The following is a 13105-nucleotide window of genomic DNA, read 5'->3' on the forward strand; positions in this document are numbered from 1 at the left end:
TGGAATCAAAGAAAAAGATTTACCTCAAGCCGTTCAAGTTATCGGAAACGAAGTTATCCAACAACAACAATCTATCCGTTTGAGTGATGTGGTTAAAAATGCAAATGGAGTGTATGTAGGTTCAGCTCGTGGTGGCGCTCAAGAATCATTTTGGTCAAGAGGTTACGACATGACATCTAACAACATGTTTAAAAATGGTTTCCGTTTTAATGGCGGTTCTATTCCAGAGGTTTCTTCTTTAGAAAAAGTAGAAATTTTAAAAGGAAGTGCTGCACTTTTATACGGAAATGTAGCACCTGGAGGAATCATGAACATGGTAACCAAAACACCTAACTTTAAAACCGGTGGCGAATTCACTATGCAAGCTGGAAGCTACAATTTCTACAAACCTTCGGCTGATGTGTATGGTGCTTTTAATAATTCGATTGCGTTTCGCTTTAATGGTTCGTATGAAAACTCGGAAAGCTTTAGAGATTATGTTACTAAAGAACGTTACTACGTAAATCCTTCCCTACTTTTTAAAGTGAGTGATAAAACAGAAATCACCGTACAAGCGGATTATTTAAGCGACGATTGGACACCTGATTTTGGAACAGGTTCTATTGAAAAAGAAATTGCCGATGTACCAAGAAACGCTTATTTAGGCGCAAAATGGTCAAACGGAAACACAAAACAAGCAACCGCTTCGATATTAGTAAACCATGAATTCAATAAAAATTGGAAACTAAACTTTAATTCTTCTTTCCAAGACTACGACAGAGAATCTATTGGAACAGAACGAATTCAACCAAATACAGACGGCAGTGGCGATTGGAATCGTCCGTATGGAAGAAATAAAGCAGTAGAACAAATTTTGGCTAACCAAATTAGTTTACAAGGAAACTTCAAAACAGGAAAAATCAAACACCAATTGTTCACAGGAATCGATACCGAAATTTCGTATGCCGATGCGTATACATTTAGATTTTTTAATCCTAATGTGTTAGATGTGAATGGAAATCCGGTAACTGTAACAACTTACGATACCGTGAATATTTTTGATCCATCTTCTTATGATGCTTCAAATGAATTACCTGCTTTACCTTCAGAAGTAACAAGAATCGTAAAAACAGAAACTACTCGTTTGGGAGTTTATGCTCAAGATTTGATTTCGTTTGGAGAGAAATTCAAAGCGTTATTAGGTTTACGTTATTCGTACCAAGAAGCAAAACCAGAAACGTACAACATTGCAGCAAATACAGTTACTGAAGAAAAAATTCGTAACGATAGAGCTTTCTCGCCAAAAGTGGGATTGATTTACCAACCTACAAAAAGCATTACTTTATTCTCTAGTTATTCTAACTCGTTTACACCAAATACTGGAATAGATATTAATAACGAAGCTTTAAAACCATCAATCATTGATCAAATTGAAGCCGGAATTAAAAACGAATTCTGGAAAGGAAAATTAACTACAAACGTTACTTTATACCAAATTGTAAACAGCAATTTAGTTCAAACGGCAGAATTTGACGCCAACGGAAACATCAATACAAATCCAAATCTTAAAGCGTTAAGCGGTGAAACTACTAGTAAAGGAATCGAATTGGATATTACCTACAAACCTATTGACGATTTCAATATTATGGCAGGTTACAGCTACAATGACATGCGTTATACAGAAACAACTGGATTAACTGGAAGTTTTATCGAAGGTGATCGTTTAGTAAGAACGCCTCAACATACCGCTAACTTGAGTTTCTTCTATACGGTTCCAACAGGAATGTTTAAAAATGTATCAGTTGGTGCCATTGGAAACTACATTGGCGACCGAGTTGGTGGTTGGAACAATCAAATAGATCCAACAAGACCAAACGGAATTTGGGATAGAGAAATTCCAGTTAATGGTTACACAACTATTGATGTATCATTGGGTTACAATTGGAAACAATTTTCATTACTTTGCAAATTATCTAATATTACAAACGAGTTAAATTATACGATGCACGAAAATTACAGTGTAAATCCAATAGCACCAAGACAAATTTTAACTTCGTTACGTTATAAATTTTAAGAATTCAATTAAAAAAAATGAAACAACAAAAATTAGTTAGAGACATTCACCGCGATTTTGGTTACTTCTACGTAGGATTAATTATTTCGTTTGCTTTTTCGGGAATTTTAATGAACCACAGAGAACATTGGCATCCTGAAAAATACACCATCGAAACAAAAAACATCAAAGTACAATTACCTGAAGAAAGCCAAATTACAGAAGAATTTGCTGAAAACTTAGGAAAACAATTGGGCATCGATGATAAAATGCGTCGCCATAATGTAAAGAAAGGCACATTCAAAATTTCGTTTGAAAAGCACGATGTAGAAATCGACATGAAAACAGGTAAAGGTGAAATTGTTGCTTTCAATAAAACGCCAATTATCAGCCAAACAATGAAGTTGCATAAAACAACATCAAACTGGTGGATTTACTACTCTGATATTTTTGGAATCTCATTAATACTTATTGCCATCACGGGAACTTTAATGGTAACCCACGGCAAAAACACTTTTAAACGCCGAGGTTGGAAATTAGCCGTAGCCGGAATTATTTTCCCCATCTTAGTTTTAATTATTTTGAGTTAATAAACGAAAAGGTTCACGAAAGTGAGCCTTTTTTGTTTTAGAAAGTTGTATTATTTCTTTACATTTGATTTTATAAAAAACACTATACTAAAGAATAAAAAATGAATATATAAATAAGCTGAAAGAAATTTAAAATATGAAACGACTACTATTACTTTATTTATTATCAAACTTTGTTTACAGTTTTTGTCAAGAAAAAAATACTAAAATAGATTCTTTAAATAGCCAAAACTCTATATACATTGATTTATCTGAATTTGAGATTAACAAGCATAAAGTTAATTCTAAAGCTAACTTAGATTTTAAAAACGCTATAATTGTTGATAATCTTGATTTTTATCCGAACAAAGATGACTTTAATAATTTCTACAAAAGTTCTTATAATGGTAAAGTTAAACAAGTTACTGTTTATAAAAAAAACACGAAAGATTCATATAAAAGGTTTGACAGAATGGATAAGTTTAACATTCATGGCTATCTAATTGAATCTGAATACACATATGCAGGTAACCTTTATTATTCTTATGATTCAAATAACAATTTGATTAAGGAGGTTAAAGTTAGAGATGGAGATACAATAAGAGTAAAAAATATTTATTATAATGATAATGGGAAAATTGAAAAAATCAAAGAAAACTATTTAAAAGAAAAAAAGGATTATGAGTATAATCTAGATATTTTAATTGAATATGATAGTGAAGGAAGACCTTCAAAAATTATAAACAACAACCCTAAAAAAAAATACACAAAGGAAATATCATACAAAAATAATCAAGTAATAATATTTTATAAATCAAATACTAATAGTAAAAAAGAAATCTATACATATTCTAATAAATTTAAATTATTAGAGGAAAAGAATCAAAATCATACAATTATTAATAAATATGATGAATCGGATAGACTATTTAGTAGTATGACATATAGAGATCAAGAATATTGTTGTACCGATTTTTATAATCGTAATGAAAATGGATTTCTTATAAATAGAATTTTTACTAATCATCTAAAAAATCATAAAGAAATAACTACTTATAAATATGAATTTGATGATTTCAAAAATATAATATTTGAATTTAGCTCAAACAATATAATTGATAGAGAGTATGAAACATATTATGAAATTGAGTATTTTGAATAATTAAAAAAACTACTCATAATAAAAAATCCCGAGCTAAACTCGGGATTTCATCTTTATTCTATATTCTTATTTCTTAACCGGAATATTCTCTAAAATTTCCAAAACAAACTTCCAATATTTTTGAGCTGAAGAAATACTCGCTCTTTCATCTGGGCTGTGTGCACCGTGAATGGTTGGTCCAAAAGAAATCATGTCCATGTTAGGATAATTCGTTCCTAAAATACCACATTCTAATCCTGCGTGACACGCTACTACATTTGGTTTAGCACCGTTTTGTTTTTCGTAAATAGACGTTAAAACATCTAAAATTTCCGATTTTACATTTGGTGTCCAACCTGGGTAACTTCCTCCAAATTCTACTTCGCAACCAAACAATTCGTAAGCCGAGCGCAAAGCATTCGCTAAATCAAATTTAGAAGTTTCCACTGACGAACGTGTTAAATTCTGAATCGAAATTTCGCCATCTTTTACGATTACTCTGGCAATATTATTTGATGTTTCTACTAAATCAGCCATATCAGCTGACATTCTGTAAACACCATTATGCGCAGCATAAATCGCTCGTAACAAACCTTCTTGCACGCCTAAATCCATCACTTTCGCTGGAGTTGAATCACTTTTAACAATTTCAATCGTTAAATTCGGCTCCATAGTTTTGAATTCTGCTTTGATTTCGTTGATGATTTCTTGCATATCAAAAACAAAAGCTTCATCATAAATCGCAGCGATAATTACTTTCGCAACACTTTCTCTCGGAATCGCATTACGCAAACTTCCTCCTGAAATTTCAGAAATTTGTAAACCAAAATTCTCAAATCCGTCAAATAACAAACGGTTCATGATTTTGTTTGCATTTCCTAATCCTTTGTGAATATCCATTCCCGAGTGACCGCCTTTTAAGCCTTTCACTGTAATGGTATAACCAACTGAACCTTCTGGCGTTTCTTCTTCATTATAGCTTCTTGTAGCCGTTACATCTACTCCACCCGCACATCCGATATCGATTTCATCGTCTTCTTCGGTATCTAAATTCAATAAAATTTCTCCATCAAGCATGCCGCCTTGTAAGCCCATTGCTCCAGTCATTCCTGTTTCTTCGTCAATCGTAAACAAAGCTTCAATTGCTGGATGCGGAATATCAGTGCTTTCTAAAATCGCCATGATGGTTGCCACTCCTAAACCGTTATCAGCACCAAGCGTAGTTCCTTTAGCACGAACCCAATCGCCATCAACATACATTTCAATCCCTTGTGTATCGAAATCGAAATTCGTGTCGTTGTTTTTTTGGTGTACCATATCCAAATGCGATTGCATTACGATGGTTTTACGATTTTCCATACCTGGAGTCGCTGGTTTTTTGATAATCACATTCCCAACATGATCTTTCACAGTTGGTAATCCTAATTTTTGTCCGAATTCCATCATGAACGCAATCACACGCTCTTCTTTCTTAGACGGACGTGGCACAGCATTCAAATCGGCAAATTTGTTCCAAAGTGCTTTTGGCTCTAAATTTCTTATTTCTTGGCTCATTGTTTTGTTTTTATTTTCTTTGTTTCAGGTTTCAGGTTTCAAGTTCAAGAAATAAAATTTAATAACATGTAATTTGCTTTTTCGCTTCTTCCCAAGGAACAAAATTTTCCTTTTTTGAGGTCGCTCTTCTTTCATCTAAAACTACTTTCATTTCTTCAGAAACAGTGACGTCATTAATTACAGTTTCGTAATTAAATTTTTCAATCAATTTCATAAAGAAAGTCAATTCGTTATCCGGAATATTTAAAGTTATTTTTGTCATTATTCCTCATTTAAATAACAAATTTACAAAAAAAGAAATGTGCGATTCTATATTATTAGTTAATTTTATGGCAAATATAAAAGCGTGAAAAGAAAATTCGTCCTTCCTTTATTCTTAATTCTTCAAATCATCGTAGTGAAAACGATTGGTTTATTTCCTGATTTTGTTGAGAATAGGTACAGCAATGGTTTTTATCCGAAATTGGCTTTTGTATCGAGAAAAGTATTCGGTTGGTTGCCTTTTTCGGTTGGCGATGTCATCTATTTCATACTGATTTTACTTTTATTGCGTTGGATTTGGAAACACCGCATTAGCTTTTTTAAAGAATGGAAGAATAACGGGTTAGCTATATTGAGTTGGGTTTCGGTGTTTTATTTTTTCTTTCATGTTCTTTGGGGAATGAACTATTATCGCATTCCGTTGCATGAAAAATTGCAGATTGAAAAAGAATATTCGAAACAACAATTGGAAGTTTTTATTGAAAAAATGTTGTTGAAAAACAATGCATTACAATTGCAAATCACTAAAAATGATTCGGTTGCCGTTGTGATTCCGTATTCGCATGACGAAATTTACAATTTAGCTTTGAAAGGCTATGAAAACATTCCAACCGATTTACAAGAATTCCGTTACGAAGTAAAAAGTATTAAATCGTCGTTGTTTAGTTATCCTTTGAGTTATATGGGATTTGGTGGCTATTTGAATCCGTTTACCAATGAAGCACAAGTGAATTATTTAAAACCAAAATACACTTCACCTTTAACCACATGCCACGAAATGGCGCATCAAACCGGAATTGGAAGCGAAAGCGAATGTAATTTCATCGGATTTGTAACGGCTGCTAAAAATGAGGATTTGTATTTCCAATATTCCGCCTACAGCTTTGCGTTGCGCTATGCGTTGCATAATTTGGAAATGATGCAAGAAGGAAGTTCAAAATCTTATACGAAAAAAATCAACAAAGGTGTTTTAAAAAACTTTGAAGAAAATAAAATCTTTTGGAAGGAATACCAAACACCCATCAATACTTTTTTCGAATATTTCTACGACAATTTCCTAAAAGCCAACCAACAAAAAGATGGCATGGAAGGCTATAGTAAGTTTGTGGGATTAGCGATTGGGTATGAGAAAGTGTGATAGTCGCTATAATCTTTATAAAAAAGTTAATCTAACTCATAAAGTTACAATACTGCTTACTTATTTCCCATTTACCATTAATCTTTTTATACAAAATAAAACTTCCTCCTCCACAATTACTTCCACAATATGAATGTGAAAAAACTAAACAGTAACTATAATTTTTTAAGAAGATAGGAGACGAAATCTCCAAATAACGACTTCCGTATTCTTTCTGAAAAACTTTCCAGCCTTTTTCTAAATCACCTCTAAAAAGATCAAGCCAAACTTTGTAATCTAAAATTTTAACATTGTCAAAATTAAAAACGGACCAATCAGATATAGTAGGATTTTCAATTTGCTCTAAAATTTGTTGAATTTCAAAACTTGTAAAATTTATTGTGTCTTCTTTTAAGACTTCTATACAATAATCCTCAATATCAGTTGGTTTTGAAATTAAAATTACTTCATTATCATTATCTCCAAATTTTAAAAGCGATTTTATTTCTTTATTAAAAATTTCTTCTGAAGTTTCTTTTTTTTCAGAACAACCTACAAAAAATGAAATAATAAAAAATAAAATAATATTTTTCATCTCAAAAATTAAATATTAATGTACACTTACAACTCATCACTCGTAAAACTCACCTGATTTCTCTTTTTATACGGACGCATTATCAAACGTGCTTCTCTATCAAAACGGATGTAATTGTAAACCCAATTTAAGAAAACTACGGCTTTATTTTTGAATCCAATTAGCGAAAATAAATGTACAAACATCCAAACAAACCATGCAAAAACGCCACTGAATTTGAATTTTGGCAAATCGACAACCGCTTTGTTTCTTCCTATGGTTGCCATCGAACCTTTGTCTTTGTATTCGAATGGTTTAGGTGCTTTTTTATTAATGATTTTAATTAAATTATCGGCTAATAATCGTCCTTGTTGCATCGCAGGTTGTGCCATCATTGGATGTCCTTGTGGGTAATTTTCTAGAGCCATTACAGCAATATCTCCAATAGCAAAGAGATGCTCATAACCTTCTACTTGATTGAATTGGTTCACCTTGATTCGGTTTACATTTTTGATAAAACTATCGGCTTTTAAACCATGAGGCAAAGCACCTTGCACTCCGGCTGTCCAAATCACGGTTGCCGAATCAAAAGACAAATCGGAATTGGTAGTAACCGTTTTTCCATCGTAACCTGTTACACGAACGTTTTTCCAAACGCTTACTCCTAAATCTAACAGAAATTTTTCTGCTTTCTCCGAAGCATTTTCACTCATCGAATCTAAAACCCTATCACTTCCTTGAATTAGATTAATTTCCATTTTTCGAACATCCAAATCGGGATAATCTTTTGGCAAAATGGCTTTTTTCATTTCGGCTAAAGCGCCTGCCAACTCTACTCCTGTTGGTCCACCACCTACCAAAACGAAATTCATCAAACTATGACGTTCGTCGATATCATTGGTAAGTAAAGCTTGTTCGAAATTTTCTAAAATCAAACTACGAATATTCAACGATTGCGGAATGGTTTTCATCGCCATACTATTGCGCTCGATTTCTTTATTACCAAAATAATTGGTTTTCGAACCCGTAGCAATAACTAAATAATCGAACTTTAATTCGCCAATATCGGAGTAAATGGTATTGTTTTCTGCATCAATATCACGAACTTCTGCCAATCGGAAATAAAAATCTTTATATTCTTGAACGATTTTCCTTATTGGATAAGCAATCGAATCGGGTTCTAAACCGCCCGTTGCCACTTGATACATTAAAGGTTGGAAATTATGATAATTGTGTTTGTCTAATAAAACAACTTGTACATTTTTATTGCGAAGTCTTTTTGCTAAAGATATTCCTGCAAAACCACCACCTATGATGACAATTCTTGGAAAACTACTACGAGGTATGTTCATTTATCAATATAAATTTTTCACTTCAAAGATAAGAAGAAAATGAATTGAATGTTTCGTAAAATAGTTAATGATTCTTTAAATTTGAAATAGTAAACTTGTAACAAATTAGTTCAAAAGACTACTTATTAGATATGAAATCAGAATCGGAAGCACTTTTCGTAAAACAACTCAAAGAGAATCAGAATATAATCCACAAAATTTGTCGATTATATACTACTGATGAGGATGCGCATAACGATTTGTTTCAAGAAATTACGATACAATTATGGAAAGCTTTCCCAAACTTTAGAGGCGATTCTAAATTTACTACTTGGGCGTATCGCGTAGGATTAAATACAGCAATTACACTTTATCGAAAAAAGAAGCGAAGCATTGACACCATTGAGTTTGATAGTACTTTTCATAAAGTAACACAAGACGATTATAACTTTGAGGAAGAAGAAAAATTAAAGCTTTTGTACAGTGCAATTAGCGAATTAAATGATATTGAAAAAGCCTTAGTTTTCTTGTATTTAGAAGATAAAGATTATACCGAAATTTCAGAAACGTTAGGGATTAGTGAAGTGAATGCACGAGTAAAAATGAATCGTGTTAAAGGGAAATTAAAAAAAATATTAAATCCGTAAATATGGATGAATTAGAATTATTAAAAAAAGACTGGAAAAAACAAGAAGGTTCTTTCCATCAAATAAGTGAAAAAGAAATTTATGGAATGCTGCATAAAGGTTCGTCTTCTATTGTGAAGTGGATTATGATTATCAGTGTTTTAGAGTTACTTTTATGGTTAAGCATTTCGTTTTTAACCGCAGATGATCAATATTTTAAAACTTTAGAATTATATCATTTAGATACCTTTATGCCTATTATGTCTATCATAAGCTATGGTGTTATCCTGTTTTTTATCTTTTTGTTTTTCAAAAACTACAAAGCCATTAACACTACAGACAATGTAAAACAATTGATGCAAAACATTTTAAAGACTCGTAAAACGGTGAAATATTATGTTTGGTACAATTTAGGAATAACAGCAATTTCGATGATTATTGTTTTTATATTTCAATTTTTATATGATCCATCTATAAATAAAATGATAGACAATGCATCTTCTAATATCGATCCAAAAACATTTTACTGCATCATGCTTTTGGTTTATGCTGTAGTGATTGTTGTTTTCATTGGATTAATTTGGTTATTCTACAGATTACTTTATGGAATTTTAATGAGAAGACTTCAAAAAAACTACGACGAACTTAAAAAAATAGACTACTAATGAAAAAATTCTTTATTTCGCTTTTAACTTTAGTTACCGGATTATCCTTTTCTCAAGAATTAGAGAAAAGTCTGTTATGGAAAATCTCTGGGAATGGACTAAAACACGAATCGTATTTGTTTGGAACTATCCATATTACTTGCGATGCAACGTTAGATGAAAATACTTTAAAAGCGCTTGAAAATACTAAGCAATTATATCTTGAGCTTGATATGGACGAGAAATCTATGCAAATGCAAATGATGAAGTATATGATGATGAAAGATGGTGTAAAATTATCTACTTTATTAAATGCTGACGATTTTAAAACCGTGGATGAATTCTTAAAGAAAAATATGAACATGTCTGCGAAGATGTTCGATAGCTTTAAGCCTTTTATGATTACCACCATGTTGTATCCAAAAATGCTAGATTGTCCATTTCAATCGGTTGAAAGTGAATTGATGAAAGTAACCAAAGAACAAAACGAAGAGGTTTTTGGTTTAGAAACAGTAGAAGACCAAATGAAAGTTTTTGATAATATTTCCTATGAAATTCAAGCTGAGGAATTAGTAAAAACGGCAAAAAGCGGTTTAGATAAAGACAAAGTAGAATTAACCAAAATGATGGAAATTTATAAAAGTAAAGACATCGAGGGTATGCTAAAAATGATGGATGATTCTGACAATAAAATAACTTCTGAAAATCAAGATGTTTTATTGAACAACAGAAATAAAAACTGGATTCCAATTATCATTAAAACTATAAAAGACAAACCAACATTCTTTGGTGTTGGCGCCGGACATTTAGCTGGTGAAGAAGGAGTTATTAAACTTCTAAGAAAGCAAGGTTACAAAGTTGAAGCTGTAAAATAAAACTAATAAAAAAGGTTCTGAAATTCAGAACCTTTTTTTATTTAATAACGCCATTTTCTTTCTACATCTAATTTAGCCTGTTCTTCTAGAACTTCGGCAGGAATTACTTTTAGTAAAGAAGGATGTTGTTCTATTGCAAATTCGATCATTTCTACTACTTCATCAACCGTTGCTGTTTCGTAATCAATTTTTAAAGGTTCTTTAATTACCATCGATTGTAAAATCCCTTTCTTCTTAATCATCAATCCTTTTCGGTCAAAAGAACGACGGAAACCATCAATTACAATAGGTACCACAACTGGTTTGTGTTGTAAAATAATATGAGCTGTTCCTTTTCGTACTGGTTTAAATGAACGTGTTGTTCCCTGTGGAAAAGTAATTACCCAACCGTCTTCTAAGGCTATCTTAATATTTTCAGTATCGTTTGGATTAACTTCTTTCTTTTCTGTAACGTCCTTTCCTTTTGCTCTCCAAGTTCTTTCTACAGTAATAGCACCAGCATAAGCTAGAATTCTAGGTAATAATCCTTCTTGCATGGTTTCTTTGGCAGCAACATAATACAAGTTTAATTTAGGATTCCATAAATACATTACATTTTTAATGTTGTTTTCTCTTCCTTTTAAACTTGCATTAAAAACGTGAAACATAGCTACAACATCAGCAAAGTATGTTTGATGATTTGAAATAAACAAAACATTCGTATCAGGCAAACTTCTTATGATTTCAGAGCCTTCAATATGCAATTGGTTAAAATAACGATAACGACGGTGTGTTAAAAAACCCGCAATACGAATTAACCAAGTCTTTAAAAACAATATATGTCCGAAAGGATTTCTCTTAAATAATCCCATAATTTTTTTATTTTTTACAAAACAAGAACGCAAAAGTAGTAAAATAGGTGATTTTAGAAAGAAAAACAGCTTAAAATCACAATATAACGCTATAATTTGAAATCGCTAAAAATTGCATTTACCCAAAGCACATTTAATCGTCTCCTTTAACTCACTCATCATCATAGCAGTAGCTCCCCAAACTACATATTTATCTACCATAAAAGCAGGAACTTCAATATCAGTTGCGTAAGACGTTGACATCTTCACTTTCGTGATACTTTTTTCATCTAAAAAATCGGCAATCGAAAATTCTAACACTCTCTTAACTTCATCCAAATCAGGAATAAAAGTTAATTCTTCATGCGAAATCCCCATAAATGGTGCCACTAAAAAATTACTTGGCGGAATGTAAATTTCGCTAAACGGTTTTATGATTTGAATTTTTTCTGGATGAATCCCAACCTCTTCATGTGTTTCTCTCAGCGCAGTTTCTTCCAAATCAGCGTCGTATTCTTCTACTTTTCCACCAGGAAAACCTATTTGCGAGGAATGAACTCCTGGGTACGAGTTCCGAACAATTAAAGCCAAATGTGTAACCGAATTTTTAGGATAAAACAGCATTAAGACCGCTGCTTTCTTTGGATTTTTATCGATATAATTTTCCTCTTTTAAATAAGAAATACGCTCTAACGGTGCCATTTTTGCATGCGCATCCGTAGAAAGAAGGGTTTCTTTTTCTATCTTTGGAATATATTTTATAAAATCATTAAAAAGCATACCATTACAATTTAGCAAACTTAAAGGTAGCTATTTTTTTTAAACAAAATAACATTCTAATTCAATAATATGTTCAGTAAAGAAGAAGCACTACAGATAAAAAAAGATTTTTGGATAGCATTTGCCGAAGAATATCCGCGTAAATGGTTGTTATACAATACAAAAATCAAAGATGTAACCTTCAAATTTTATGTTGACAATAAAAAAGCACAAGTTTTACTTGATATAGAACCAAAAGACGAAGAAAAACGTAAGATATATTATGAGAAAGTAGAATCGTTAAAAACCATTCTTTTAGAAGACTATTTAGACGATGTTATTTTTGAACGTAATTTCTATTTAGAAACGGGCAAAATAATTAGTCGTGTTTGGGTAGAAAAAACAGGAATTAGCATAAATAACAAAAACACTTGGCCCGAAATTTTCGACTTTTTTGCCGAAAAAATGGATGCTTTTGAGCGCTTTTTCTATGAAAATGAAGACTATATTAAAGATTTAGAAATCAATACTTAACTTCATGAGTTCTGAATTAAAATATTGGTTTCTTCACGACCATAAACTTTTTAGAAGTCTTAGTTTTTCTGAGGTAAATGCACTTTGCATCATGAAAAAATTTCAGAAATCTAAAAAATCTGAAATCATACAATTGCCTTACAGTGAAAAGGATAGGATATTCTTCTTGAAAAAAGGAGTTTTAAAATTAATTCGAATTACTGAAGATGGAGAAGAAGTTCTTCAAGATATCATTCAAAAAGGAGATTTGTTTGGAGA

At 31.8% G+C, this 13105-nt stretch carries 14 protein-coding genes; 8 read left to right on the plus strand and 6 right to left on the minus strand.

All coding sequences use genetic code 11. The features are described from left to right. The 3 genes from L6Q46_RS07700 to L6Q46_RS07710 all read left to right on the plus strand — a co-directional run. Positions 1-2053: TonB-dependent receptor (locus tag L6Q46_RS07700; protein ID WP_291283823.1), on the plus strand; the 2053-nt coding region annotated here is incomplete at its 5' end. Between the two features lie 17 nt (positions 2054-2070). Then, the gene (locus L6Q46_RS07705; protein ID WP_111567470.1) at positions 2071-2622 is read left to right on the plus strand and encodes a PepSY-associated TM helix domain-containing protein; all 552 of its coding nucleotides are present in this window, start codon (positions 2071-2073) and stop codon (positions 2620-2622) included. 136 nt (positions 2623-2758) lie between these two features. Next, on the plus strand, positions 2759-3763 hold the full coding sequence (locus tag L6Q46_RS07710; RefSeq protein ID WP_291283824.1) for a hypothetical protein: 1005 nt from the start codon (positions 2759-2761) through the stop codon (positions 3761-3763). 66 nt (positions 3764-3829) lie between these two features. On the opposite strand, the gene L6Q46_RS07715 is transcribed toward L6Q46_RS07710, so the two are convergent. Together L6Q46_RS07715 and L6Q46_RS07720 are read right to left on the minus strand one after the other, a co-directional pair. Further along, complete coding sequence (locus tag L6Q46_RS07715; RefSeq protein ID WP_291283825.1) at positions 3830-5296, minus strand: aminoacyl-histidine dipeptidase; 1467 nt, start codon at positions 5294-5296, stop codon at positions 3830-3832. A 58-nt stretch (positions 5297-5354) separates the two neighbouring features. Continuing rightward, complete coding sequence (locus tag L6Q46_RS07720) at positions 5355-5558, minus strand: hypothetical protein (protein WP_291283826.1); 204 nt, start codon at positions 5556-5558, stop codon at positions 5355-5357. Positions 5559-5642: 84 nt separating this feature from the next. Here L6Q46_RS07720 and L6Q46_RS07725 point away from each other — a divergent pair, with 84 nt between their 5' ends. Next, positions 5643-6695 carry a DUF3810 domain-containing protein gene (locus L6Q46_RS07725; protein WP_291283827.1) on the plus strand — a complete coding sequence of 351 codons (1053 nt, stop codon included), beginning with the start codon at positions 5643-5645 and terminating at the stop codon, positions 6693-6695. A gap of 31 nt (positions 6696-6726) precedes the next feature. Here L6Q46_RS07725 and L6Q46_RS07730 read toward each other — a convergent pair whose 3' ends face one another. Both L6Q46_RS07730 and L6Q46_RS07735 read right to left on the minus strand, forming a co-directional pair. After that, positions 6727-7269, minus strand: coding sequence for a hypothetical protein (locus L6Q46_RS07730; protein ID WP_291283828.1), 543 nt, complete (start codon positions 7267-7269; stop codon positions 6727-6729). A 26-nt stretch (positions 7270-7295) separates the two neighbouring features. Then, on the minus strand, positions 7296-8600 hold the full coding sequence (locus tag L6Q46_RS07735; protein ID WP_291283829.1) for an NAD(P)/FAD-dependent oxidoreductase: 1305 nt from the start codon (positions 8598-8600) through the stop codon (positions 7296-7298). 131 nt (positions 8601-8731) lie between these two features. On the opposite strand from L6Q46_RS07735, the gene L6Q46_RS07740 reads away from it, so the two are divergent. Genes L6Q46_RS07740 through L6Q46_RS07750 form a run of 3 tightly spaced genes read left to right on the plus strand, consistent with a single transcriptional unit; the run spans position 8732 to position 10724 of the window. Then, positions 8732-9226, plus strand: coding sequence for a sigma-70 family RNA polymerase sigma factor (locus tag L6Q46_RS07740; protein ID WP_111567464.1), 495 nt, complete (start codon positions 8732-8734; stop codon positions 9224-9226). 2 nt (positions 9227-9228) lie between these two features. Continuing rightward, positions 9229-9870, plus strand: a complete 642-nt coding sequence (locus L6Q46_RS07745) for a hypothetical protein (protein ID WP_291283830.1) — start codon at positions 9229-9231, stop codon at positions 9868-9870. Further along, entirely contained in the window at positions 9870-10724 is an 855-nt protein-coding gene (locus L6Q46_RS07750) for a TraB/GumN family protein (RefSeq protein ID WP_291283831.1), read from the plus strand. The genes L6Q46_RS07745 and L6Q46_RS07750 overlap by 1 nt, the downstream gene beginning before the upstream one ends. Positions 10725-10765: 41 nt before the next feature. Here L6Q46_RS07750 and L6Q46_RS07755 read toward each other — a convergent pair whose 3' ends face one another. Further along, a complete protein-coding gene (locus L6Q46_RS07755) occupies positions 10766-11575 on the minus strand; it encodes a lysophospholipid acyltransferase family protein (protein WP_111567461.1) in 810 nt (269 codons plus the stop codon). 105 nt (positions 11576-11680) lie between these two features. Beyond that, positions 11681-12334: a CoA pyrophosphatase gene (locus L6Q46_RS07760; RefSeq protein WP_291283832.1), complete on the minus strand. Its 654-nt coding sequence runs from the start codon at positions 12332-12334 to the stop codon at positions 11681-11683. A 69-nt stretch (positions 12335-12403) separates the two neighbouring features. Here L6Q46_RS07760 and L6Q46_RS07765 point away from each other — a divergent pair, with 69 nt between their 5' ends. Then, a complete protein-coding gene (locus L6Q46_RS07765) occupies positions 12404-12847 on the plus strand; it encodes a DUF4268 domain-containing protein (protein WP_111567459.1) in 444 nt (147 codons plus the stop codon). Positions 12848-13105: the final 258 nt, after the last annotated feature.

The sequence above is a fragment of the Flavobacterium sp. genome, assembly GCF_023151265.1.
In the GTDB taxonomy this organism is placed as follows: Bacteria; Bacteroidota; Bacteroidia; order Flavobacteriales; family Flavobacteriaceae; genus Flavobacterium.